A 23,082-nucleotide genomic window follows, 5' to 3' on the forward strand; every position below is an offset into this window, starting at 1 on the left:
ACGGACGGCCCCGGGCATCGCCCGAGGCCGTCCGCTCCGCCGACCGTTTCAGTTCTGCGGCGGGATGTTTCCCTGGTCGAACTTGCCGGACATCGACTGCAGACCGATGACCTCCGTGGTGGTCACCTCATGCTGGAGCGCCGGGTTTCCGCCGGTGCCCTCCGCATCGGATGCGAGCGCGCGCTGACGGCGCACCATCCGCGTCTCCACCCACTTCGCGATGCCCGACAGGATCAGACACATCGAGATGTAGATCGCTGCGACGACGAGACCCGCCTGCAGTAGCGGACGCCCCGGCTGCGAGGAGAGGTACTTGGCGTAATACAGCAGCTCCGGGTAGGTGATGATAAAGCCGAGCGCCGTGTCCTTCAGCGTCACCACGAGCTGAGAGAGGATCACGGGCAACATGTTGCGCACGGCCTGCGGCAGCAAGATGAGGGCCATCACGCCCGACTTGCGCAGGCCGATCGCGTAGCCGGCTTCCTTCTGACCGCGCGGCAGCGCCTCGATGCCGGCGCGCAGCGCCTCGGCCAGCACAGATCCGTTGTAGAGCACCAGACCGAGGACAACGGCGAGGTACGGAGTCATCTTGAACGGAATCCCGGGGATGGAGTTGATGCCGTAGTAGAACAGCATCATCATCACGAGAACAGGAACGGCGCGGAAAAGTTCGGTGATCCAGGTGACCGGTCGACGTACCCATGCGTGGTCGCTCACCCGACCGATGGCGAGCACGAACCCGAGGATGAGACTACCCGCGGCAGCCGCGAGGAATGCGCTCACTGTCGCCCAAAGCGCACCCAGAATTTCCATCCACACCTTCGTGTAGGTGAAGACGTTCCATTTCGACGCATTGAACTGACCGCTATCGGCGAAGCGATAGATGATGAACCCGAGGATCGCGGCGACCAGCACCACGGTGACGACACCGAGGATCCGGTTGCGCAGGATCGCGCGGGGTCCCGGGACGTCGTAAAGGACGGACGTGCTCATCGTGCCACCTTCCACTTCTTCTCCATGCGGTTCTGGATCCAGCTCAGAACCAGCACCAGCACCACGAACACGACGGCGACCAGCAGTAGGATCTCCAGCATCGTGCCGGGGCGATCGGCTGAATCGGCGACCGTCGCGCGCAGGGCGGCGAGATCCTTGATGCCGAAGCCGGCCGCGATCGTGGTGTTCTTCAGCAGGGCAATAAAGACGCTCATCATGGGGGGCATGACCGAGCGGAAAGCTTGTGGTAGCACGATCAGCGACATGACCTTGCCGAATGGAAGGCCGATCGCCCGCGCGGCCTCGGCCTGCCCCACCGGCACGGTGTTTATGCCGGCGCGCAGCACCTCGGCCACGTACGTCGCCGTATAGATGCTGATGGCTGCAATGCCGAGCACGAGCGGCGGCAGCGACGGGAGGTCGAGCTTGGGGTATCCGAACACGAAGAAGAAGAACACGAGCGTGAGCGGGGTGTTGCGGATGATGTTGACGTATACGGTTGCGACTGCGCGCGCGACGGGCACCGGCGAGACGCGCATCGCGCCAACGATGAGGCCGAGAATGAGGGCGATCACGCCACCCGCGAGGAACAAGATCAGGGTGTTCCCGATCGCCTCGCCCCACAGGTCGGCGTTGCCGAAGATGGCATCCACTGCCACTCCTTTCGAATATGCCGCGGCCGTCGCCTCGAAGACGACGGCCGCGGCACCGGTGGATTACTCCTCGACCTTGGGCTGCTCGACCGTAAGGCCGGTCGCACCGAGGTTGTTGTCGTAGATCTTCTGCCAGACGTCGTGTCCGTCCGTGAACATCGTGTTGACGAAGTCCTTGAGCGCGGTGTCACCCTTGGGCAGACCCACACCGTACTTCTCCGTCGTGAACGGCTCGCCGACGACCTTCAGCTCGTCCGGGTCCTGCGCCGCGTAGCCGAGCAGGATGGCCTGGTCAGTGGTGACGACGTCGACCGTCTTGTCGATCAGCTGGTCGACGCAGGCGGAGTAGAGGTCGAGACCGACCGCCGTGGCACCCGGGAAGTTGGCCTCGATGTTCTGCAGCGGCGTGGAGCCCGTCGCCGAACAGACCTTCTTGCCGTCGAGGTCATCCTCGCTCTTGATGGTGTCATCATCGGCGCGGACCAGCAGACCCTGGCCGGTGATGAAGTACGGACCGGCGAAGTCGATCTGCTCCTTGCGCTTGTCGGTGATCGAGTAGGTGCCGACGTAGTAGTCGATCTCACCGTTGACCAACGACTGCTCGCGGTTGGCGGACGCGATCGCCTTGAACTCGATCTTGTCCTCGTCGAAGCCGAGCGAAGCGGCGATCCACCGCGCGATGTCGACATCGAAGCCGGTGCGCTCACCCGTGGCCGCGTCCTTGTAGCCGAGACCGGGCTGGTCTTCCTTCACGCCGATGATGATCTTGTCGGCCTTGGTGATCTTGTCGAACGTCGGGGAACCCTCGAGCTTGACATCAGTGGCGACGGTCCACGGCGTGGACGATGCGCCACCCTCGTCGGTGCCGCCGGTGGATCCGCCCGTGGAACCTGTGGGCGATCCGCTGTTGCAGCCCGTGAGAGCGATGGCGGCGACGGCGATACCGCCGAGTGCCGCGAGAATACGTGCCTTGGACATGTGTTCCTCCTTGTTCGGTACGTGTTCGGGGGACATTTGGGTCAGTGGGTGAGGAGCTTCGAGAGGAAGTCCTTCGCACGGTCCGTCTGGGGGTTCGTGAAGAACTCCTCCGGTGTGGCCTGCTCGAGGATGCGACCGTCCGCCATGAAGACGACGCGGTCGGCAGCCTTGCGGGCGAAGCCCATCTCGTGTGTGACGACGATCATGGTCATGCCGCTGGCGGCCAGCTCGATCATCACGTCGAGGACCTCGTTGATCATCTCGGGGTCCAGGGCGCTGGTCGGCTCGTCGAAGAGCATGACCTTCGGCTGCATGGCGAGGGCGCGAGCGATCGCGACGCGCTGCTGCTGTCCGCCGGAGAGCTGTGCGGGCAGCTTCGCCGACTGCTGGTCGACGCCCACGCGGCGGAGCAGCTCATGTGCTTCCTTCTCAGCGTTGGCCTTGCTCACCCCCTTCACCTGGATCGGGCCGAGCGTGACGTTCTCCAGGATCGTCTTGTGCGCGAAGAGGTTGAACGACTGGAAGACCATTCCGACGTCGGCTCGCAGCTTCGCGAGCGCCTTGCCCTCCGCGGGCAGCGGCTGTCCGTCGATCGTGATGGTCCCGCTGGTGATCGTCTCGAGGCGATTGATCGTGCGGCAGAGCGTCGACTTCCCCGAGCCGGAGGGGCCGATGATGACGACCACCTCTCCCCTGTTGACCGTGAGGTCGATGTCCTTGAGCGCGTGGAAGTCGCCGTAGTGCTTCTGCACGTCCGTGACGACGACGAGCGGTTCACCTGTGTGTGGCATGGAGTCCACCTTGTCAGCAGGACGCCGATTGCGGGGGCTGTTTACCGAGGCGTTATGTGAGAGGTTTCTCATCCGAACGGGCTCAGAAACGGTGTTTCGTCCAGCTGTTGCTCCATACCGGCCATCTCGACGCGACAATCCGCGTTTGCTATGGCAAACCGCCCGATACCAGCACGGACATGGGTCCGGTCACAGATATCGCTCGCCACTCCCAGCGACAAGACCGTCCGCAATCAACGAAATGAGAGGTTTCTCATCTTGAACGCTCAAATTGATGCCGCAGCGGCGTGTCGCCGGCGTCAGGATCGGTGCGCGAAGGCGCTCTCGTACAGGCAGACGCTGGCGGCGGTGGCGAGGTTCAGAGACTCCGCGCGACCGAAGATCGGCAGTCGCAACGCGGTGTCAGCGAGGGCCAGCGCCTCGTCGTCCAGCCCGCGGGCCTCGTTCCCGAACAGCCAGGCCGTCGGTCGTGCCAGAACACCCTGCGCACGCGCGGCAAGCAGGTCACCGCCCTTCACGTCCGCGGCGATTACGGTCAGGCCGGCCTCGTGCGCGAGCGAGACCACCTCGGAAAGGTCCGCGTTGAAGGCGACGGGGAGGTGGAACAGCGAGCCGGTGGTGGAGCGGACCACCTTCGGGTTGTACGGATCGACCGTGCGGCCGGTGAGCACGACGGCGTCCGCACCGGCAGCATCGGCGGCCCGGATGATCGTGCCCAGGTTTCCCGGGTCGCGCACCTGCTCGCAGATGGCGATCAGGCGAGGACCGGCGGTGAACAGGTCGCGCACGGAGACGTGCTGCTGTCGGGCGACGGCGACCACTCCCTGGGGCGTGACAGTGTCGGCCATGGCCGCGAGCACGGAATCGCGCGCGTACGTGACGGAGATGCCGGCGTGCTCGGCGCTCGTCCGGAGGTCGGCGTGCTTCTCCCAGGCGGAGGGCGTGGCGTAGAGATCCTCGATCGACTCCGGCGCGTAGGCGAGAACCTCGCGGACGGCCTGAGGGCCCTCCAACAGGTACAACCCGGTCTCGGTGCGGGCGCTGCGCTTGGTCAGCTTCGCAACCGCGCGGACGCGGGGCGAGCGGGGATTCTCGAGCACGAATCCAGTCTAGGCAGTGCCGGTGTCGTCACACGAAACAGCGACCACCGTGGCGGAGAACGAGACAGGGCGCCCTCCCGAGGGAGGACGCCCTGTGCAGTGCGTGAGCTTACGCGGCCGACTTCGGCGCGTTCACATCGGCAGGCAGCGCGGCCTTGGCGGTCGCGACGAGCGAGGCGAAGGTCGCCGGCTCGTTCACGGCCAGCTCGGCCAGCATGCGACGGTCAACCTGCACACCCGCGAGACCGAGGCCCTGGATGAAGCGGTTGTACGTCATGCCGTTGGCGCGAGCGGCAGCGTTGATGCGCTGGATCCACAGGCGGCGGAAGTCGCCCTTGCGCTTGCGACGGTCACGGTACGCGTAGACCAGCGAGTGGGTGACCTGCTCCTTGGCCTTGCGGTAGAGGCGCGAACGCTGACCGCGGTAACCGGATGCGCGCTCGAGAATAACGCGACGCTTCTTGTGGGCGTTTACTGCCCGCTTGACACGTGCCATGTCTGTATTTTCCTAACTAGTACCGGGCGCGTTTCAGCGGCCGAGAAGCTTCTTGACGGCCTTGACGTCAGCCTTGGCGAGGACCTGGTCCTGGTTCAGGCGACCCTTGCGGCTGCTGGACTTGACCTCGAGCTTGTGGCGCATACCCGCCTGCTGCTTCATGATCTTGCCGCTACCGGTGACCTTGAAGCGCTTCTTGCTGCCCGAGTGGGTCTTCTGCTTCGGCATCTTTCTTCCTTACTGGTTACGCCCGCGTGGGGCGTGGTTGCATCGCCACGAGGGCGGGGTCTGGGACTTACTCGGCCGCGGACGCGGGAGCAGCCGCGTTCTTGTCGGCCGTCTTCGCGTCGCGGGCGGCCTGCTTGGTCGCTGCGCGCTGGGCGTTCTGCTCCGCCTTGGCATCGGACTTGTTGCGATGCGGAGCGATCACCATCACCATGTTGCGGCCATCGATGGTCGGATTGGACTCGACCGTTCCGAACTCAGCGACGTCCTCCGCGAACTTGCGGAGCAGGCGCACACCCTGATCGGGACGCGACTGCTCGCGTCCACGGAAGAGGATCATCGCCTTGACCTTGTCGCCAGACTTCAGGAAGCCCTCGGCGCGCTTGCGCTTGGTCTCATAGTCGTGGGCGTCGATCTTCAGACGGAAGCGGACTTCCTTGAGGACCGTGTTGGCCTGGTTACGACGTGCTTCCTTAGCCTTCTGAGCGGCTTCGTACTTGAACTTCCCGTAGTCCATGATCTTGACGACGGGAGGCTTCGAGTTGGGAGCCACCTCGACCAGGTCGAGGTCGGCCTCCTGTGCCAGGCGCAGCGCAACCTGAATGGCGACAACGCCAATCTGCTCGCCACCGGGGCCGACGAGTCGGACCTCCGGAACGCGGATGCGCTCGTTGGTGCGGGGATCGCTGATGCGGAACTCCTCTGCCTATGGTTTCGGTGAGCCACCACGACACGAGGGTTCGAATCGCGGGCGAAGTGATGCCATCTCCACCCGCAGGCGTTGTGCACGCCGGCTTCGTGCGCCCTTGGCAACCCCTGCGAAACAGAGGCGGAGCGCAAGACCCGGTAGCCTGGAACGGCAAGCGCGGGTGGGAATGAATCCACTTTCGTTCAGGGCAGAAGCCCCGAAGCCCGCACAAGTCTATCAGAGAGTGACACGTGAACACGATTCCCGTCGATCCGGTCCGCGATGACGGCGCTGAGCGCCAGGCCCGCTGGGAGGCGGAGGAGGCTGCCGCCGCGTCCGCGAGCCGCGACATCGCCGACGTCCCCGCCGTCGAGGTCATCACCACCACGGCCGTCCACCTGTTGAGCGCCGCAGCCGTGAAGACCGGTCTCGCCGATGATCCCGAACATCAGACGGATCTCGATGAGGCGCGCAAGCTCATCAACGCCCTGGCGGGGCTGGTGACCGCGTCGGCTCCGGACATCAGCGACATGCACGCGCGTTCGCTGCGAGACGGCCTGCGTTCGGTACAGCTGGCGTTCCGCGAGGCCTCCCCCATCCCGGACCCGATCGGTCAGGGCCCCGGCGAGAAGTACACCGGTCCCGTCAACTGACACCCCATGACCCGCGAGACTTCCGTCTGTGGGCGACAATCACCGCGTTGCGGGAATTCTCGCCCGCAGACGGAAGTCTCGCGGCGTATGTGGTGACGTTAGGGCGCGGATCAGGGGGCGCGGCGGAGGCGGACAGAGAGGGAATCGGCCAGGGTGGCCATCCGGTCATCCGCGGCCCAGCGCTGAGCGAGGCGCTGCAGCACGGCGTCGAGCTCGTGCTGGTCGAGTCCGTCCATGAGCTGCAGGGTGATCACGAGCTCGGGTCCTCGCAAGCGCGCTTCGGGATCGCCGGCAGACACGGTCGCATCGATCACGGCGAGCTCCGTTCCCACCGACTCCTGCAACGCCAGAAAGACCTCTGGCGACTGCGGGCTCGGCACCCACGACTGCTCCTGCGCGATCGCCCACACCGCCGGGCGGCGAACGACGAACTCCGTCGGCGACGTCGGGTCGATCACGATCAGCTCGGTTCCATCCGAGGCGGCCGACACCGCGGCGCGCGGTCCCGCGACCGGAATCGGACGGGCCTGCGGGTCCCAGGCGCTCAAGGTCGCAACGCTGGAGAACACGGGGAGCACGGTACGGCCGTCGGGCGCCGCCACCGTGATGAGCGACAGTTCCTGCGTCTTGTCGACGGTGAGTCCCGTCGGCCCGACTCCCTCATCGCCCTTCTCAGCGACCAGAGGCACCAGCACGCGCGCCTGCCGGAGCGCGTCGATGACGTCCTCCTGGCGCGCTGTGCCCTCACGGAACCCGCGCAGAGCAGCGTCGAGTCGCGGATCCGCCGATCCATCGTCGGCGGCGTTCGTGTTCTCCTCGAAGCGGCGCCCCTCCCAGGGGACGCCGGCAGAGTCACCGAGATTACGCGCCGGCGACATCCAGCGCCTCGGCCAGCGTGAATGCGCCGGCGTACAGCGCCTTGCCCACGATCGCGCCCTCGACGCCCAGCGGAACGAGTTCGCGCAGCGCAGCGATGTCATCCAGGCTCGATACGCCACCCGATGCGACGATCGGCTTCGGCGTGCGCTGGGTCATCTCGCGCAGCAGCTCCAGGTTGGGACCGCGCAGCGTCCCGTCCTTGGTCACATCGGTAACGACGTACCGGCTGCAGCCGGCGTCCTCGAGGCGGTCCAGGACCTCCCAGAGGTCACCGCCGTCCTGCGTCCAGCCGCGCGCGGCCAGCGTCGTGCCGCGCACATCCAGCCCGACCGCGATCGCGTCGCCGTAGCGGGCGATCACGTCGGCGGCCCATTCCGGGTTCTCCAGCGCAGCGGTGCCGAGGTTGATGCGGGTCGCCCCGCTCTCCAGCGCGGCCTCGAGCGACGCATCGTCACGGATGCCGCCCGAGAGCTCGATGCTCACGCCGCGCAGGGAGCGGATCACCTTGCGGAGGATGGCCGTGTTGTTGCCGCGCCCGAAGGCCGCGTCCAGGTCCACGAGATGCACCCACTCGGCACCCTGATCGGCCCAGGCGAGAGCGGCATCGACGGGGTCGCCGTAGCTGGTCTCCGAGCCGGCCTCACCCTGGGTCAGGCGCACCGCCTTGCCATCGGCGACGTCGACGGCGGGAAGCAGCGTGAGTGCGGGGGTGGACGCGAAGTCGTTCATTTTTTCCTCGTGTACGGCGGTGACAACAGGTTCAGAGACTAGTCCGGGGAAGACTGCCGATCCAATTCGCGAGCAGGCGGATGCCTGCGTCGCCCGATTTCTCGGGGTGGAACTGGGTCGCCGACAGCGGTCCGTTCTCCACGGCTGCCAGGAATCGATCTCCGTGAGTGGACCACGTCAGCCGCGGCTTCGGGAAGCTTCCGTACACTTCCAGCGGCCACTCCTTCGCCGCGTAGGAGTGCACGAAATAGAAGCGCTCGTTCTCGATGCCGCGGAACAGCACGGAGTCTTCCGGAGCCTCCACGGTGTCCCAGCCCATGTGCGGAAGCACCGGCGCATTCAGCTCCGTGACCGTCCCCGGCCATTCGTCGAGGCCATCGGCCTCGATCCCTCGCTCGATGCCGCGCTCGAACAGCACCTGCATCCCGACGCAGATGCCGAGCACAGGTCGACCACCCGCAAGACGTCGTCCGATCAGTTCGTGCGCTCGCTGGGCTCGCAGCGCGTCGGCGACCGCAGCGAACGCACCGACACCGGGAACGACGAGACCGTCCGCTTCCAGCACCAGCGCCCGATCCTTGGTCAGCCGCGCATCCGCGCCCGCTGCCTCGAGTGCCTTGACTGCGGAGTGGACGTTGCCGGAGCCGTAGTCCAGAACAGCGACAACAGGACGACCGTCGTCACTCATAGCGCGCCCTTCGTGCTCGGGATGCCGTCGACCAGCGGGTCGAGGGCCTTGGCCTGGCGGAACGCCCGCGCGAAGGCCTTGAACTCCGCCTCCGCGATGTGGTGCGGGTCGCGACCCGACACGACGTTCACGTGAACGGTCAGACCGGCATTGAACGCGATCGCCTCGAAGACGTGCCGCACCAGCGAACCGGTGAAGTGCCCGCCGATGAGGTGGAACTCGTACCCGTCCGGCTCCCCCGTGTGCACGAGGTAGGGACGACCAGAGATGTCGACCACCGCCTGCGCCAGCGCCTCGTCCAGGGGGACGAGGGCGTCGCCGTACCGGGCGATGCCGCTTTTGTCGCCGAGCGCCTCACGAATCGCGTGACCGAGCACGATCGCCACGTCTTCGACGGTGTGGTGGGCGTCGATGTCGGTGTCGCCGTGGGCGCGCACCGTGAGGTCCGTGAGCGAGTGCTTCGCGAACGCGGTCAGCAGGTGGTTGAAGAACGGCACCGAGGTGTCGATGCTGCCCTTTCCCGTGCCGTCGAGGTCGATCTCGAGTTCGACGGTGGATTCGCTGGTCGATCGCTCGCGACGGGCGGTGCGGTGGGTGGTCGGATCGGCGGTCATATCAAGCTCCCAGGGAGGCGAGGGCGTCGAGGAATGCGGTGGTCTCCTCCTCGGTGCCGGCGCTCACGCGCAGGGTACCGGGGATTCCAACGTTGCGAATGAGCACGCCCTGGTCGTAGAGCGCCTGCCAGGTGGCCTCAGGGTCGTCGACCCCGCCGAACAGGATGAAGTTGGTCCACGACGGCGACGGCTCGTAGCCGAGTGCCTCCAGGGTGGCGAACATGCGATCACGCTGGACGACGATCTCGTCGACCATCGCCAGCATCTCATCCGCGTGCTCCAGAGCAGCAAGCGCTGCGGCCTGCGTGATCGCGCTCAGGTGGTACGGCAGGCGAACCAGTCGGAGGGCATCGATGAAGGCGGGGTCCGCGGCGAGGTAGCCGACGCGCGCACCGGCGAATGCGAACGCCTTGCTCATGGTGCGCGACACCGCGAGCCGAGGACGGCCTTCGAGAAGCGTCAACGCACTCGGCTGGTCGTGCGGCGCGAACTCCCAGTACGCCTCATCCACCACCACGATGCCATCTGTCGCGTCGTACACCGCCTCGACCACGTCCAGGCTCAGCGGCGTGCCGGTCGGATTGTTGGGCGAGCACAGCAGCACGATGTCGGGTTCGGCTTCCCGCACCTGCGCTGCCGCGGACTCGGCGGTCAGGGTGTAGTTCGCCCCGCGCTCCCCCACGGCCCACGTCGCGCCGGTTCCGCGGGCGAGCAGCCCGTACATCGAGTACGTCGGACCGAAGCCGTACACCGTGCGCCCCGGACCCCCGAACGCCTGCATGATGTGCTGGAGCACCTCGTTGGATCCGTTGGCCGCCCAGATCTGGTCTGAGCTGAGACCGTGGCCGAGGTACTTCGCGAACGCCTCGCGCAGCGCTGTGAACTCACGATCGGGGTATCGGTTGACATCGCGGATGATCAGCGAGATGGCATCGATGATCCCGCTCGCCACGTCGTCGGGGATCGGATGCGTGTTCTCGTTGACGTTGAGCGCGACGGGCAGTGGAGCCTGCGGGGCGCCGTAGGGCGTCATCCCGCGCAGATCATCACGAAGGGGAAGGTCACCGAGAGAGGCAGTCACCGCTCCATGCTAGGCCGCGAAGGGCCATCATGCCGATTCGGAACCGTCACGATCCGACACGGCAGCCGTTGCATGGCGGCCTCTCCTCTCGCCTCGCGAATGCTGAGCCCCCTTCGTCTCGCTGGCGCTCGCTCAGGAACCATCGGGGAGGGGTGCGGCCGTCGTCACAGGAATGACAAAGCCGGCCCGCGCAAGAGAGAGAAAGAAGCGCGGGCCGGCTGGTCTGGGACGAGGAATCACACCGTGATAGCGAGCGCCTCGGAGTCCGGGAACTTACTCGGCGTCGAAGTAGGAGCTCGGGATCGCGAGCGTCTGGCCCGCGGACAGCGCGTCCGTGTGCAGGTTGTTGAGTCGAGAGATCTCCGCGACGACGTCACGCGGGTCGGCGTCAGGCGCGATCGTGGTGGCGATGCTCCAGAGGGAGTCACCAGGCATCACGGAGATGTTCGTGAAGGTGCCCGCCGGAGCGCCGGACTCGTGAGATGCGAGAGCCGAACCACCACTCAGCACGGCGATCGCGATCGCGGCGATCAACGGAAGGCTGGCGAGGAAGGTGAGCACGCGACGCCCTCGCGCAGTGATACGCAGACGCGTCCGCGGCGACGATGTTCCCGGCGACGAAGCCGACGCGATGCGCGGTGCCGACGAAGCGGCGATGCCGGTGGTGACGCTGATGGTGCTCATGATCTGTCCTCCCTCTCTCGGAGTGGTTCGCATCCGGATCTCGGCCGGGAGAGCCGGATGCGAACCTACGTACCGAATATATGTTCGATGTACGAATCCGTCAACTCGTTTTTCGAAACCCGGCTGATCGGAATCAGCGACACGCTCGAACAAAAGTCCTCGGATCGCTCGAAACTCGGATACGGTTTCGATACGCACAGCACACCACGGACCACCGACATTGGCGTTTTCGCCCGAAGGAGCAAGGACATGAGCGAGGCATCCGGCCCCGACACCACGCTGGAGAGCGCCCCCGCCACAGGCTCCGATCGACCTGTGGAGAGCACCGCTCGCACCGGTACACGGCGCCGTCGTAGCCTGAGCGAGAAGCAGCTCGCCATCCTGGAGGTCATCCAGCGTTCCATCGCGCGTAACGGATATCCGCCGAGCATGCGCGAGATCGGTGACGCCGTGGGCCTGAAGTCGCTCTCCAGCGTCACGCATCAGCTCGGTCAGCTCGAGCTCAGCGGGTACCTGCGTCGCGATCCGGGCAAGACACGTGCGATGGAGGTGCTGATCGATCTTCCGGGCACGGCCGCGGAGAACCCCGCGGACGCGATGACTCCGGTGGGCGACGCGGCCCTGGTCCCGCTGGTCGGACAGATCGCGGCAGGTGTGCCGATCACCGCTGAGCAGCAGGTCGAAGAGATCTTCCCGCTGCCGCGCCAGCTGGTGGGCAAGGGCGAGCTGTTCATGCTGAAGGTGAACGGCGAGTCGATGATCGATGCCGCCATCTGTGACGGTGACTGGGTCGTGGTGCGCGTGCAGAACGACGCCGACAACGGAGACATCGTGGCGGCGATGCTCGACGGTGAGGCCACGGTGAAGACCTTCCGCCGCCGCGACGGCCACACCTGGCTCCTCCCCCGCAACACGGCGTTCGAGCCGATCCTCGGTGATGAAGCCACGGTTCTCGGCAAGGTCGTGGCCGTCCTTCGCGCCGTCTGACCTTCCCCCATAGACGCGGAGTGCCCCGGATCTCAGATCCGGGGCACTCCGCGTTTGTCAGGTCAGGCGCTGATGCCGGCGCGCACGTTCTTCGTCGCCGTCACGAGGTTGCGCAGCGACTCCACCGTCTCGTCGTAGCCGCGGGTCTTCAGACCGCAGTCGGGGTTCGCCCACACCAGCTGGTGCGGCAGAGCGTCCACGGCACGCTGCAGGATGGCCTGCTGCTCGTCCACGGAGGGAACGCGCGGCGAGTGGATGTCCCAGACGCCCGGACCGACGCCGTGCGGGAAGCCCGAGTCGCGGATGTCGTCGATCACGTCGCCACGGCTACGGGCCGCCTCGATCGAGGTGACGTCGGCGTCGAGCGCGGTGATCGCGTCGATCACCACGGAGAACTCCGAGTAGCAGAGGTGCGTGTGGATCTGCGTGGCATTGTGTGCGCCCGCGGTCGCGAGACGGAAGGATCCCACCGACCAGTCCAGGTACGCCGCCTGGTCGGCCGTCTTCAGCGGCAGGAGCTCGCGCAGGGCGGGCTCGTCCACCTGGATGATCTTGATGCCGGCGTTCTCCAGGTCGGTGATCTCGTCGCGCAGAGCCAGGCCCACCTGGTTGGCGGTCTCCGCCAGCGGCTGGTCGTCACGGACGAAGGACCACGCCAGGATGGTCACCGGTCCGGTGAGCATGCCCTTGACGTGCTTCTGGCTCAGCGACTGCGCGTACTCGGCCCAGCGCACTGTCATCGGAGCCGGACGGGAGACGTCGCCCCAGAGGATCGACGGACGCGTGGCGCGCGAGCCGTACGACTGCACCCACCCGTTCTGCGTCACGGCGAAGCCATCGAGCAGCTCGGCGAAGTACTGCACCATGTCGTTGCGCTCGGCCTCGCCGTGCACGAGCACATCGATGTCGAGGTCGTGCTGGAGGTCGATCACGCGGGAGATCTCGTCGCGCAGGAAGCCCTCGTACGCGGCGTCGTCGATCTCGCCCTTGGCGTGTGCGGCACGCGCCCGACGGATGTCGCCGGTCTGCGGGAACGATCCGATCGTCGTGGTGGGCAGGACCGGAAGCCCCAGAGCCGCGGTCTGCTCGGCGACGCGCTCCTCCTCGTTGCCACGCTCGAAGTCGGCGTCGGCAAGGCCGGCGGTGCGGGCGCGAACGGCGTCCACGCGAACACCCGGGGCACCAGCGCGATCCGCCAGCGCGGCAGTCGCGGCGTCGAGCTCCGCTGCGATGGCGTCGCGGCCCTCGACGATGCCGCGTGCGAGCACCTCGACCTGCTGGACCTTCTGGTCGGCGAAGGCCAGCCACGAGCGAAGACGCTCATCGAGCTGGTCCTCATCGGCCACATCGTGCGGGACATGCTGCAGGGACGTGGACGTTCCCACCGAGACCTGCTGTGCGCCGAGACCGCGAGCGGCCTCCAGCTTGTCGAACGCCGCGGCGAGATCGCCACGCCAGATGTTGCGTCCGTCGACCACACCGGCCACGAGGACCTTGCTGTCGAGACCGGCGGTCGGAGCCGGCAGCGATCCGCGGGTGAGGTCGATCGCCAGCGCCTCCACGGGAGCCGCGGCCAGCACAGCCCATGCCTCGGCGGACAGCTGCGCGTAGCCGGCAGCGACGAGGATCTGCGGACGCTCCTCGGCTGCACCCAGCACCGCGTAGGCGCGCTCGGCTGCGGCGGCGAGTTCGGCGTCGGAGTACGGCAGGCTCTGGCTGACCAGGGCCGGCTCGTCCAGCTGCACCCACTCGGCACCGGCGGCGCGGAGGGAGGCGAGAAGCTCGACGTACACCGGCAGCAGGTCCTCCAGCCGGTCGAGAGGACGGTAGTCGGCGCCCGCCTCGTCGGATGCCTTCGCAAGCGCGAGGAAGGTCACCGGGCCGACCAGCACCGGACGGGTCGTGAACCCCTCCTCGCGCGCCTGCGCCACCTGACGCGCGAAGCGGTCGGACGAGAGCGAGAAGGTCGTCTCCGGACCGATCTCCGGCACCAGATAGTGGTAGTTGGTGTCGAACCACTTCGTCATCTCGAGCGGAGCGTGCTCACCCACGCCGCGCGCCGCGGTGAACAGCGCGTCGAGTCCGAACGAGCCGTCCGCCCCGCGGAGGTTCTGGAAGCGGGTCGGCAGCGCACCGACGGCCACGGTCAGGTCGAGGACCTGGTCGTAGTAGGAGAACGACTCCGGAATCGACGAGTCGTCCCGACCGAGACCGAGATCGGCCAGACGACGACGCGTGGCGGCACGCAGCTCAGCGGCGGTGCTCTCCAGCTCATCCACGCTGCTCTTACCCGCCCAGTGGGCCTCCACGGCTCGCTTGAGCTCGCGGCGGCGTCCGATGCGCGGGTAGCCGAGGATCGTCCCGGCGGGGAAAGCGGTCATCGTGCAGTCTCCTTATGTGAGGTGAGGATGCCGGCCTCGCGAAGCACCGCGAGGACCGTGTCGTGATTGTTGAACGCGTAGAGGTGGACCCCGGGCGCTCCGCCGTCGACGACGGCACGCGCGAGCTTGGCGGCGTAAGCCACACCGAGCTCGCGCTGTCCCTCCGGCGTCGGCTCGATCTCGAGGCCGACGGTCAACTCGCCCGGGATGTCCTCTCCGGTGAGCTCGAGCACGCGGCGCAGGCGCTGCGGGGACGTGATCGGCATGATGCCGGGGAGGATCGGGATCGTGACGCCGGCGTCGCGCGCGCGGCTGACGAAGCCGAGGTAGTCCTCCGGATGGAAGAAGAGCTGGGTGATGGCCAGCGTCGCACCTGCGGCCTGCTTGGCCAGCAGCGCATCGATGTGCTCACGCGGGAATCGCGACCGCGGGTGACCATTGGGGAAGGCGGCCACGGCAATGTCCACCCGCTGGCGGGGATCCACGCGTGCCGCACCCGGCAGACCGGGCAGATCGGTCTCCACATAGGGCGCGCGCTCCGCCTGGACGCGATCGATGAGCTGCACGAGCTGAGCCGCGGATTCCAGATCGCCCTCAAACGCGTCGGCCTCGGTCATTCCCGCAGGAAGGTCGCCACGCAGGGCCAGGAAGCTGCGGATGTCGGCATCGAGGAACTCGCGGATGAGCGTGGCGGCCCCGGAGTATGTGTTGCCCACGCACGTGAGGTGGGCCAGCGGCTCGACAGCGGTGTGCTGACGGATGTACTTCAGCACTTCGAGCGAACGGCCACCGACCGACCCGCCGGCTCCGTACGTGACCGAGATGAATCGGGGCCCGGCGGCAGCGAGGGCCTGGATGGTCGTTTCCAACGCCTCCCGCGACTGCTCAGTGCGCGGCGGGTACAGCTCGAAGGAGAACGGTACGGAGGAGGTGGTACAGGACATCGATCAATCTCGGTGAGTGGGGACGGATGCGGGCCCCTCCGCACCGTCGCTGGACGCCGCGGCGGTGGGTCAAAGATAGGTCACGATCATGGGGGCATCGAAATGGGTGTGACGTCGTGTGTCGACGGTGTGACGTCATGTGTCGGGACGCTGTTGTGCGACGTCTCGCGCCCCTTCCGCAGGCCCGCGTCGATGTCGGTACCGACGAGTAGGGTCGAGTCATGAGCGAGACCCTCCCGTATGGAACCTGGCCGTCGATCATCACGGCCGCCGACGTCGCTGCGGCCGCGCCGCGGTATGACGGAGCCGCGTTCGTGGGCGATGAAGTGTGGTGGGCGCAGTCCATCCCCGCCGAAGGAGGACGAATGGCGATCTTCCGCGAAGGTGACGACACTCCCCTGCTGCCGTCGCCGTGGAGCGCCGGTTCTCGCGTACACGAGTACGGCGGTGCGGCGTGGGCGGCGAACGACGCGGGCGACTTGTTCTTCGTCGAGAAGAGTGACCAGCGGATCTATGTGCTTGCCGCAGGCACCGCCGACCCCCGTCCGCTCACACCGGCCGATCCTGCCGCGCGCTTCGGTGGTCTGCGTCTGCAGCGCGGGCGTCTGCTGGCCGTGCGCGAGGTGCACACGGCGGCGCCCGTTCCGGAGCGCGACATCGTGGATGTTCCGCTCGACGGCTCAGCTGTCGTGTCACTCGCAGCGGGCAGCGACTTCCTCGCCGGGCCCGTCATCAGCCCCGATGGGACCCGTCTTGCGTGGATTGCATGGAGTCATCCGTCCATGCCGTGGGACACGGCCGAGGCGCGCGTCGGGATCCTGGGTGCGGACGGCGTGCACGATGTCCGCACGCTGTCCCGCACCTGCGCTACGCAGGTGGCGTGGGCGCCGGATGGTTCGGTCCTCTTCACCGACGACCCGACGGGTCGCTGGAACCTCTACAGCACGTCCCCGGATGAGTCGGCCCCACGCGCTGTCGCACCCGCGGACGCTGACACCGGCGGACCGCTCTGGGTGCTGGGGTCCCGATGGTTCGCTCCACTGGATGACGGACGCATCCTGGCGGTGCGCACGAACGGCACCGACGAGGTCATGCTGATCAGCGGCGAGAACGTGCAACCGCTGACCGTTCCGATTACCAGCGACGTGCATGTCGAGGCCGTACACGGCACCCGGGTGCTGCTCTCCGGGAGCAGCGCCACGATTCCCACCGGGTTCTGGGTGATCGACGCGGATGGCGCGACGGAACCTCGTCTCATCGCGGGCGGCGTGCTCCCCTGGGATGCGTCGTGGCTGCCGGTGTCACGCCAGGTGAGTTTCGCGGGCGAGCGGGGCGACGTCCACGCCTTCGACTATCCCCCTACCCACCCCAGCGTGACCGCGCCGGCCGGAGAGCGTCCGCCCTATGTCGTCCTGGCTCATGGTGGCCCCACATCGCATGTGTCGGGCGGCGTCTCCTCGGTGGTCGCCTACTTCACAAGCCGTGGAATCGGCGTGCTCGATGTGAACTATGGCGGATCGACCGGCTACGGGCGCGCCTACCGCGAACGCCTCGCGGGCGCGTGGGGCATCGTCGACATCGATGATGTGCTGAACGCAGCCGCGTCCTTCGCTGACACGGGCGCGGCCGATCCGGAGCGCCTCGCCGTCAAGGGCGGCTCCGCGGGTGGGCTCACCGTGTATGGCGCTCTCGAACGCGGCAACACCTTCTCCGCCGGAATCAGCCGCTACGGCGTCGCGGACCTCCGCACCCTCGCGACCGACACTCACGATTTCGAGGCGCGCTATCTCGATGGCTTGATCGGTCGGTTCCCCGCGGACGAGGACATCTATGTCGAGCGTTCGCCGTTGACGCATGTCGATCGCATCGCCGCTCCCGTGCTGATCCTGCAGGGTGCTGACGACCCCGTCGTGCCACCGTCACAGTCGGAGATGATCCGCGATGCTCTCGCAGCGCGGGGTGTGCCGCACGCCTATGTCCTCTACCCCGGTGAGTCCCACGGCTTCCGCAGCCGCGACACCATCATCGACGCCACGCAGCGAGAGCTGGCATTCCTTGCCGCTGCCTGGGGATTCGTGCCAGAGGGAGTCGCCCCGCTCAGCTTCGACTGACCACCGACGACGAAATGGGCGGTGCCTCGACCGAGGCACCGCCCATTTCGCGTGAGATTACTTCGACGTGCCCTGAGACACGGATCCCTGCAGCTGACGCTGGAACAGGATGTAGACGATGAGCACCGGGATGATCGTGATCATCACGGCGGCAAACATCTGACCGAAGTCCAGCGCATATCCCGCCGAAGACGCGTAGGACGCCATGCCCTGAGAGAGCACGTAGTTGTCCTTGTTGGTGTTCAACGAGATCGGCAGCAGGAACTGATTCCACAGGCCCAGGAAGTTCATGATCGCAACCGCGGACATCCCGGGCTTGGCCATGGGGAGCATGACCTGGAAGAACGTGCGCCACTCGCTGGCGCCGTCGACGTAGGCCGCTTCCTGGATCTCGTACGGCAGTGACTTGAAGAACGAGAACAGGAAGAACACCGTGAACGGGAGCGCGAACGCGACGTACGTCACGATCAGACCCGGGAGGGTGTTCAGCAGTCCCATCCCCTGGAGGATGAAGAACAGCGGCACGATCGCGAGGAACACCGGGAAGGTGAGGCCGGCGAGCATCAGATAGTAGATGATCCGGCTGCCCGGAAGCTCGAACCGCGCCAGCACGTAGGCGCACATGGCGCCCAACACCATCACGAGCACGAGCGAGACGCCCACGACGATCACCGTGTTGATGAACATCTGGCCGAACGCGTTGTCCACCCAGGCGCTGACGTAGTTGTCGAAGTTCCAGTTGGCCGGCAGACCGAACGGTGACGCGAAGATCTCCTTCGTCGTCTTGAACGAGCCGATGAGCGTCCACACCATCGGCAGGATGACCACCAGCGACCACAGCGCCATGACGATGTGGGATGCACCGCCGACCACCTTGTCGCCGGTCGTGGACTTCACCGTCCGCGTCGGAAGCGGAGCGCGGGACTTGCGGTTGATCGTCACGGAGGCACGGGTGTCGGCGCTCATGAGCGACCTCCTTCATCCCGACCGGCGAACAGGCGGAACAGGCCGATGATCAGCGCCGCGAACAACAGCGTGATCACGGCGAGCACGATGCCCATCGCGGTGGCAAGACCGAACTGGCCCTTCTCGAACGCCGTGCGGAACAGGTATTGGCTCATCACCAGCGTGCTGTTGCCCGGGCCGCCCGTGGAGTTCAGGCCCGCCATGTAGACGAACGCGTCGAGCGCCATGATGCCGAGGTAGATGTACGCCGTCTGAACGTTGTCGCGCATCTGCGGCAGCAGGATCGATCGCACCGTCCGCCAGCGACCGGCACCGTCGATACGGGCGGCCTCCAGCGTCTCGGCAGGGATTCCCTTGATCGCTGCGATGAAGAGGATCATGTAGAACCCGACCATGCTCCAGACGATCACGAAGATCGTGGCGCCCATCGCGGTGCGCTCGTCGCCGAGCCAGGAGAACTGGTTGGTGTCGATCCCGATGAGACCGAGAAGTCCGTTGAACAGACCCGTCGGCGCGTAGATCATGTTCCACAGGATCGCGATGACGATCGCCGGGATCACGTACGGGAAGAACGAGATCACGCGGTAGAAGCTGGAGCCCTTGAGTCCGCGGACCTGACCATGGCTGGGTCCGCCCACCGTGATCATGCTGGCGAAGATGAGCGCGATGACGATGGTGATCAGCGGCACGATCAGCGCGAGCACGATGTTGTTCAGCATCGCGCGCAGGAAGATCGGGTCGTTGAACAGGGTGACGAAGTTCTGGATCCCCGTGAACTGCATGTTCGGCGAGAAGCCGGTCCAGTTCGTCATGCCGTAGTACAGAGCCTGCACGAACGGCGAGATGACGAAGATCAAGAAGATCGCCAGCGGCACCCCGAGGAACACCACCAGGAACGAGACGAAGTCGAACGTCAGTTTCCGCCGCCCGAGGCGGGGCGGCTTGCGCCGCCCCGCCTGGGCTGCTGTGACCGCGGCCGTCGCCAGGGCCGGTCCACCGCTGACGGTGGAATTGCTCACTTGATCTCGATCTTCTCGACGGAGCTGTCGTTGCGGACTTTGTCGACGAGCGCCTGCAGCTGCTTGGTGATCTCTTCGACGGTCATCTTGCCGTCCAGGAACGAGTTCCAGATCGGGAGCTGATCGGAGTTCATGCCGTACAGGTTGGTGGACTTGATGGTGAACATGCCCGAACCGGCCGCGTCGATCATCTCGACCTGCGACACCAGTGCGGTGGATCCGAACCCGTCGTCCGGGACGGTGCCCTTCACGACCGTGGGAGCGAGCTTCTCCTTCGAGAACGCCGACGCCGCCTCCTTCGACAACATCGTGCGCAGCAGCTCCTTCCCACCGGCCGGGTTCTTGCTGTTGCTGGGAACCACGAACGGCTCACCGGCCTCGGCGCGCATGTACCCGGCCGGAGTGGTGGCCTTGTCATCCCAGGGCAGCTCACGCACACCCTTCATCTGGAAGTTCTCGGCCGTGGTCTTCTTCATCTCGTTCTCGATCCACGACCCCGACGGATACAGCAACGCCTCCTGGTCCAGGCTCCACTGCGACTGCGCCTGCGTGAACTGCGTTCCACCACCACCAGGCTTGACGTAGCCCAGCTTGATCAGCTCGTATAGCTCGGTGAGGATCGCCTGCAGCGTGGGGTGGGACCAGCAATCCGCAGCCAGGTTCTCGAGGGGAAGACGCACGTCATCACCGGACTGGATGACCGCGGAGTCGATGACGAACGTCTGATAGTAGGTCGCGGCCTCCTTGCCCCACAGGAAGAGATACTTGCCCTTCTCCTTCGCCGCAGCACCCAGAGTCTTCAGGTCCTGCCACGTCTTCGGCGGCTCCCACCCGTTCTCCTCGAACAACGACCCCGAATACCACAACCCATACGTCGTGAACACATAGTTCAACGCCGCGAACTTGTCACCAAACGTGCCCGGAGCCTTCACACCGTCGAACAACGTGTCGGCGATCTTCTCGCCCTCCAGGTTGTTCGCCTCCAGCACCTCGCTGAGATCCTCCAACTGGTCCAGGATCGTGTTCCAGCCGATCGAGTTCGCACCCGAGTTGTCGATCAGATCCGGCGGGTTACCACCCACGAACCGCGGCTGCAGCTCCTGAGCGATCTTCGTGGAGGCCGAGACCTTGACCTTGACACCGGAGAGGCCCTTGTTGCCCTCCATGATCTTCGCCGCGTTCTCGACGTAGTCGACGCCATAGCCACCATCGAAGATGACCGCGTCAACCGTCGAATCCGCAGCAACGCCAAACGGATTATCCGCGCTGACTTCGCCCGCAGGGGCGGAGGCCCCGCCGCCGGTGCCGCCACCGGGAGCAGCGCACGAGGCGAGGGTCATGCCGAACGGCACCAAGACCGCTGCGGCCGCCGCACCACGCAGCACAGTGCGACGACTGATGGACGCTTCTTTGAGTTCCATCTTCCTACCTTCCATGGTGATGTGATTTGACCAGAGGGGGAAATTCCGGTCAGCTCCCCCGTCGGATGCGCCCCTGGTAGAGGGCTTCCAACGCGGAGTTGTGCTCATCGCCGCCCGGAATGTTGGCGGAGATGTAAACAGGGGGGACCTCGCCGCGAGCGGCGATCGCGCGCGCCACGCCGAGAGTGAGGGACTGAGCGATGAAGGCTGCCGTCATCGAGGAGACGGCGCCGACGCGGACATCGTCGTTGATGTCCAGGGTGGTGTCGCCATACGGAGCAAGGTTGTCGATGACGACGTCGGCGATCTCACTGAGTCGCTTGCCGCTCGGGTGCTTCGGCTCCACGCGAGCGGTGTGCTCCAGGCTGGTGACGGCGATGACGCGGTGCCCGCGTTCCTTCGCCCACAGCGCTGTTCCGACGATCGATCCGTTGACACCGGAGTTGGACGCGATGAGGAACACGTCGTGCTCGCCGACGGGAACGGTTGCCATCAGCTCATCGACGAGCCAGGGTTCGCGCTCCAGCGTCGCGGTCAGCTCTGAGGTCTCCCGATCGCCGAAGAGCACGAGGTCGGTGAGGGAGATGCGGTTCGTGGGAATGAGTCCGCCGGCACGTCCCGCGACCTCCATCGCGAAGGCCTGCGAGTGCCCGGTACCGAAGGCCTGCAGCACTCCGCCGGCGTCGAGCGCCTCCACCAGGTACGCCACGGCAGTGTCGTGAGCACCCGCATCGGCATCGGCGGCGAGGCGCTCCAGACGGGTGGTGGTCTCCCGCAGGAGGTCGCTGGCAGTGACCGTCATCGTGTCATCTCCTCGGGGTTGTGCACTGACAATACCGTGCGATCGGTCATCGCGATCCCGTGTACGTTTGCGCTATCATTTCGAACCTTCATTGGTCTCTGCACGATCGTTACCTGCTCCCCGGTACTCTCACAGGCAAACTATGCGCATGCGGCGCAAACGTCAAACAGCACGTCGTCACGAATGAGTCACGAATGAGTCACGAACCCCTTGTCCTCGGCATCGACGCCGGTGGAACCTCGACGCGCGCGCTCCTCAGCGACAGCCGCGGCACCAGCATCGGGTTCGGCGCCGGTGGGCGCGGGAATCCCGTCTCGGCGGGGGCCGAACGCGCCGCGCTCGGCGTGCTCGCCGCCGTGGATGCGGCACTCTCCACGAGCGGCGCGTCGCTGACGGACGTGCCGGTGATCGTGGCGGCGATGGCGGGGATGCAGGCCTCCGGGAATGCCGACTGGCTGCTCGGCCCGCTCCGCGAACGTGGCTTCCGTGGAGAGCTGTCCTTCGAAGCAGACCTGCTGGCGATCTACTTCAGTGGCGCCGCGGCCCCTGCCGGGTACGCGATGGTCTCCGGTACGGGCGCGTGCATGATCCGGGTGGAGCATGGCGAGGTCGTCGGCACCGCGGACGGCCTCGGCTGGCTGCTGGGTGATCGCGGCAGCGGATTCTGGATTGGTCAGCAGATCGTTCGCGCGGTGGTCGAAGACCTCGACAGCACGGGGCCGCGGACTGAGTTGACCGCACGAGTCCTGGAACACTACGAGCTGGCGAACCCACCCGCTACGCGGGAAGGACGCCCGGAGGCGCTGTGGCGGCTGGTGACGGCCGCGTATGCTCACGCGCCGATCGAGCTCGCCGCGCTCACTCCGGCAGCCTTCGAGGCTGCTCAGGTGAGCGATGGCGTCGCGATTCGGATCCTCCGTGAGGCCGGTGAGCACCTCGCGCAGTCGCTGCGCGCGATCCTGCGGGAGCCGGGGCCCCTGGTCGTCGGCGGCACCGTACTGGCTCGCCCGGGCATCGTTCGGGAGACGTTTCTGGCTGCGCTCGGACCGGTGGCCGAGGGCCTGGAGCTGCGCGGGGTCGGCGATGGCGCGGTGGGGGCGGCGATGCTCGCGTTGCGCGCCCACGGAGAGACGCCGGACGAATCGGTTCGTGAACGACTCACCGAGACGCTTCAGCGATTCCGATGAGAGACCGGCCGG

Annotated in this window: 24 protein-coding genes; 4 read left to right on the forward strand and 20 right to left on the reverse strand. The window is 66.4% G+C overall.

What is annotated here, in order from left to right; genetic code table 11:
- Positions 1-48: 48 nt before the first annotated feature.
- From ABTV68_RS14250 to infC, 8 genes are all read right to left on the reverse strand, one after another.
- Positions 49-993: an amino acid ABC transporter permease gene (locus tag ABTV68_RS14250; RefSeq protein ID WP_433674362.1), complete on the reverse strand. Its 945-nt coding sequence runs from the start codon at positions 991-993 to the stop codon at positions 49-51.
- Positions 990-1,646, reverse strand: coding sequence for an amino acid ABC transporter permease (locus tag ABTV68_RS14255; RefSeq protein ID WP_433674363.1), 657 nt, complete (start codon positions 1,644-1,646; stop codon positions 990-992). The genes ABTV68_RS14250 and ABTV68_RS14255 overlap by 4 nt, the downstream gene beginning before the upstream one ends.
- A 63-nt stretch (positions 1,647-1,709) precedes the next feature.
- On the reverse strand, positions 1,710-2,624 hold the full coding sequence (locus ABTV68_RS14260) for a glutamate ABC transporter substrate-binding protein (RefSeq protein ID WP_433674364.1): 915 nt from the start codon (positions 2,622-2,624) through the stop codon (positions 1,710-1,712).
- A gap of 41 nt (positions 2,625-2,665) precedes the next feature.
- Positions 2,666-3,415, reverse strand: coding sequence for an amino acid ABC transporter ATP-binding protein (locus ABTV68_RS14265; RefSeq protein ID WP_433674365.1), 750 nt, complete (start codon positions 3,413-3,415; stop codon positions 2,666-2,668).
- Positions 3,416-3,714: 299 nt separating this feature from the next.
- Positions 3,715-4,515, reverse strand: a complete 801-nt coding sequence (locus ABTV68_RS14270; RefSeq protein ID WP_433674366.1) for a TrmH family RNA methyltransferase — start codon at positions 4,513-4,515, stop codon at positions 3,715-3,717.
- A 109-nt stretch (positions 4,516-4,624) separates the two neighbouring features.
- Positions 4,625-5,011: a 50S ribosomal protein L20 gene (gene rplT / locus ABTV68_RS14275; protein ID WP_231093027.1), complete on the reverse strand. Its 387-nt coding sequence runs from the start codon at positions 5,009-5,011 to the stop codon at positions 4,625-4,627.
- Between the two features lie 33 nt (positions 5,012-5,044).
- Positions 5,045-5,239 carry a 50S ribosomal protein L35 gene (gene rpmI, locus ABTV68_RS14280; RefSeq protein WP_231093026.1) on the reverse strand — a complete coding sequence of 65 codons (195 nt, stop codon included), beginning with the start codon at positions 5,237-5,239 and terminating at the stop codon, positions 5,045-5,047.
- Between the two features lie 67 nt (positions 5,240-5,306).
- Positions 5,307-5,927, reverse strand: a complete 621-nt coding sequence (gene infC / locus ABTV68_RS14285; protein ID WP_433677619.1) for a translation initiation factor IF-3 — start codon at positions 5,925-5,927, stop codon at positions 5,307-5,309.
- 248 nt (positions 5,928-6,175) lie between these two features.
- Between infC and ABTV68_RS14290 the strand changes: the two genes are divergently transcribed.
- Positions 6,176-6,577: a DUF1844 domain-containing protein gene (locus ABTV68_RS14290; RefSeq protein WP_433674367.1), complete on the forward strand. Its 402-nt coding sequence runs from the start codon at positions 6,176-6,178 to the stop codon at positions 6,575-6,577.
- A gap of 110 nt (positions 6,578-6,687) precedes the next feature.
- On the opposite strand, the gene ABTV68_RS14295 is transcribed toward ABTV68_RS14290, so the two are convergent.
- The 6 genes from ABTV68_RS14295 to ABTV68_RS14320 all read right to left on the reverse strand — a co-directional run bounded on the left by ABTV68_RS14295 (position 6,688) and on the right by ABTV68_RS14320 (position 11,252).
- Positions 6,688-7,455 carry an SseB family protein gene (locus ABTV68_RS14295; RefSeq protein ID WP_433674368.1) on the reverse strand — a complete coding sequence of 256 codons (768 nt, stop codon included), beginning with the start codon at positions 7,453-7,455 and terminating at the stop codon, positions 6,688-6,690.
- Positions 7,439-8,185 carry a bifunctional 1-(5-phosphoribosyl)-5-((5-phosphoribosylamino)methylideneamino)imidazole-4-carboxamide isomerase/phosphoribosylanthranilate isomerase PriA gene (priA, locus tag ABTV68_RS14300; protein WP_433674370.1) on the reverse strand — a complete coding sequence of 249 codons (747 nt, stop codon included), beginning with the start codon at positions 8,183-8,185 and terminating at the stop codon, positions 7,439-7,441. The genes ABTV68_RS14295 and priA overlap by 17 nt, the downstream gene beginning before the upstream one ends.
- A 31-nt stretch (positions 8,186-8,216) precedes the next feature.
- Positions 8,217-8,873, reverse strand: a complete 657-nt coding sequence (gene hisH, locus ABTV68_RS14305; protein WP_433674371.1) for an imidazole glycerol phosphate synthase subunit HisH — start codon at positions 8,871-8,873, stop codon at positions 8,217-8,219.
- Positions 8,870-9,487 (reverse strand): imidazoleglycerol-phosphate dehydratase HisB, encoded by a 618-nt coding sequence (hisB, locus tag ABTV68_RS14310; protein WP_433674373.1) that lies wholly within the window; start codon positions 9,485-9,487, stop codon positions 8,870-8,872. Before hisB ends, hisH begins: the two co-directional genes overlap by 4 nt.
- Position 9,488: 1 nt before the next feature.
- Entirely contained in the window at positions 9,489-10,568 is a 1,080-nt protein-coding gene (locus ABTV68_RS14315; RefSeq protein WP_433674374.1) for a histidinol-phosphate transaminase, read from the reverse strand.
- A 273-nt stretch (positions 10,569-10,841) separates the two neighbouring features.
- Entirely contained in the window at positions 10,842-11,252 is a 411-nt protein-coding gene (locus ABTV68_RS14320; RefSeq protein ID WP_433674375.1) for a LysM peptidoglycan-binding domain-containing protein, read from the reverse strand.
- A gap of 249 nt (positions 11,253-11,501) precedes the next feature.
- On the opposite strand from ABTV68_RS14320, the gene lexA reads away from it, so the two are divergent.
- On the forward strand, positions 11,502-12,239 hold the full coding sequence (lexA, locus tag ABTV68_RS14325) for a transcriptional repressor LexA (protein WP_433674376.1): 738 nt from the start codon (positions 11,502-11,504) through the stop codon (positions 12,237-12,239).
- Between the two features lie 62 nt (positions 12,240-12,301).
- Here lexA and metE read toward each other — a convergent pair whose 3' ends face one another.
- Complete coding sequence (metE, locus tag ABTV68_RS14330; RefSeq protein WP_433674377.1) at positions 12,302-14,620, reverse strand: 5-methyltetrahydropteroyltriglutamate--homocysteine S-methyltransferase; 2,319 nt, start codon at positions 14,618-14,620, stop codon at positions 12,302-12,304.
- Positions 14,617-15,564, reverse strand: a complete 948-nt coding sequence (locus tag ABTV68_RS14335) for a methylenetetrahydrofolate reductase (protein ID WP_433674378.1) — start codon at positions 15,562-15,564, stop codon at positions 14,617-14,619. The genes metE and ABTV68_RS14335 overlap by 4 nt, the downstream gene beginning before the upstream one ends.
- 221 nt (positions 15,565-15,785) lie before the next feature.
- On the opposite strand from ABTV68_RS14335, the gene ABTV68_RS14340 reads away from it, so the two are divergent.
- Positions 15,786-17,675 (forward strand): prolyl oligopeptidase family serine peptidase, encoded by a 1,890-nt coding sequence (locus ABTV68_RS14340; RefSeq protein ID WP_433674379.1) that lies wholly within the window; start codon positions 15,786-15,788, stop codon positions 17,673-17,675.
- 57 nt (positions 17,676-17,732) lie between these two features.
- Here ABTV68_RS14340 and ABTV68_RS14345 read toward each other — a convergent pair whose 3' ends face one another.
- The 4 genes from ABTV68_RS14345 to ABTV68_RS14360 are packed head-to-tail and all read right to left on the reverse strand — an operon-like array spanning position 17,733 to position 21,883.
- Entirely contained in the window at positions 17,733-18,641 is a 909-nt protein-coding gene (locus ABTV68_RS14345; protein WP_433674381.1) for a carbohydrate ABC transporter permease, read from the reverse strand.
- Positions 18,638-19,660 carry a carbohydrate ABC transporter permease gene (locus ABTV68_RS14350; protein WP_433674383.1) on the reverse strand — a complete coding sequence of 341 codons (1,023 nt, stop codon included), beginning with the start codon at positions 19,658-19,660 and terminating at the stop codon, positions 18,638-18,640. Before ABTV68_RS14350 ends, ABTV68_RS14345 begins: the two co-directional genes overlap by 4 nt.
- Complete coding sequence (ngcE, locus tag ABTV68_RS14355; RefSeq protein WP_433674385.1) at positions 19,657-21,081, reverse strand: N-acetylglucosamine/diacetylchitobiose ABC transporter substrate-binding protein; 1,425 nt, start codon at positions 21,079-21,081, stop codon at positions 19,657-19,659. Before ngcE ends, ABTV68_RS14350 begins: the two co-directional genes overlap by 4 nt.
- A 49-nt stretch (positions 21,082-21,130) precedes the next feature.
- Positions 21,131-21,883: a sugar isomerase domain-containing protein gene (locus tag ABTV68_RS14360; protein WP_433674386.1), complete on the reverse strand. Its 753-nt coding sequence runs from the start codon at positions 21,881-21,883 to the stop codon at positions 21,131-21,133.
- Positions 21,884-22,077: 194 nt separating this feature from the next.
- Here ABTV68_RS14360 and ABTV68_RS14365 point away from each other — a divergent pair, with 194 nt between their 5' ends.
- Positions 22,078-23,070 (forward strand): N-acetylglucosamine kinase, encoded by a 993-nt coding sequence (locus ABTV68_RS14365; protein ID WP_433674387.1) that lies wholly within the window; start codon positions 22,078-22,080, stop codon positions 23,068-23,070.
- The last annotated feature ends 12 nt before the right edge of the window (positions 23,071-23,082 follow it).

This window comes from Microbacterium gorillae (assembly GCF_050990725.1).
Lineage (GTDB): Bacteria > Actinomycetota > Actinomycetes > Actinomycetales > Microbacteriaceae > Microbacterium > Microbacterium gorillae_A.

Coding starts and splice junctions, on each gene's coding strand:
- ngcE (WP_433674385.1), bottom strand. CDS start 21,081: ATGGAACTCAAAGAAGCGTCCATCAGTCGTCGCACTGTGCTGCGTGGT.
- priA (WP_433674370.1), bottom strand. CDS start 8,185: ATGAACGACTTCGCGTCCACCCCCGCACTCACGCTGCTTCCCGCCGTC.
- lexA (WP_433674376.1), top strand. CDS start 11,502: ATGAGCGAGGCATCCGGCCCCGACACCACGCTGGAGAGCGCCCCCGCC.
- ABTV68_RS14360 (WP_433674386.1), bottom strand. CDS start 21,883: ATGACGGTCACTGCCAGCGACCTCCTGCGGGAGACCACCACCCGTCTG.
- ABTV68_RS14345 (WP_433674381.1), bottom strand. CDS start 18,641: ATGAGCGCCGACACCCGTGCCTCCGTGACGATCAACCGCAAGTCCCGC.
- ABTV68_RS14265 (WP_433674365.1), bottom strand. CDS start 3,415: ATGCCACACACAGGTGAACCGCTCGTCGTCGTCACGGACGTGCAGAAG.
- hisH (WP_433674371.1), bottom strand. CDS start 8,873: ATGAGTGACGACGGTCGTCCTGTTGTCGCTGTTCTGGACTACGGCTCC.
- rplT (WP_231093027.1), bottom strand. CDS start 5,011: ATGGCACGTGTCAAGCGGGCAGTAAACGCCCACAAGAAGCGTCGCGTT.
- ABTV68_RS14340 (WP_433674379.1), top strand. CDS start 15,786: ATGAGCGAGACCCTCCCGTATGGAACCTGGCCGTCGATCATCACGGCC.
- ABTV68_RS14295 (WP_433674368.1), bottom strand. CDS start 7,455: ATGTCGCCGGCGCGTAATCTCGGTGACTCTGCCGGCGTCCCCTGGGAG.
- ABTV68_RS14365 (WP_433674387.1), top strand. CDS start 22,078: ATGAGTCACGAACCCCTTGTCCTCGGCATCGACGCCGGTGGAACCTCG.
- ABTV68_RS14250 (WP_433674362.1), bottom strand. CDS start 993: ATGAGCACGTCCGTCCTTTACGACGTCCCGGGACCCCGCGCGATCCTG.
- ABTV68_RS14320 (WP_433674375.1), bottom strand. CDS start 11,252: ATGAGCACCATCAGCGTCACCACCGGCATCGCCGCTTCGTCGGCACCG.
- ABTV68_RS14335 (WP_433674378.1), bottom strand. CDS start 15,564: ATGTCCTGTACCACCTCCTCCGTACCGTTCTCCTTCGAGCTGTACCCG.
- ABTV68_RS14260 (WP_433674364.1), bottom strand. CDS start 2,624: ATGTCCAAGGCACGTATTCTCGCGGCACTCGGCGGTATCGCCGTCGCC.
- hisB (WP_433674373.1), bottom strand. CDS start 9,487: ATGACCGCCGATCCGACCACCCACCGCACCGCCCGTCGCGAGCGATCG.
- metE (WP_433674377.1), bottom strand. CDS start 14,620: ATGACCGCTTTCCCCGCCGGGACGATCCTCGGCTACCCGCGCATCGGA.
- rpmI (WP_231093026.1), bottom strand. CDS start 5,239: ATGCCGAAGCAGAAGACCCACTCGGGCAGCAAGAAGCGCTTCAAGGTC.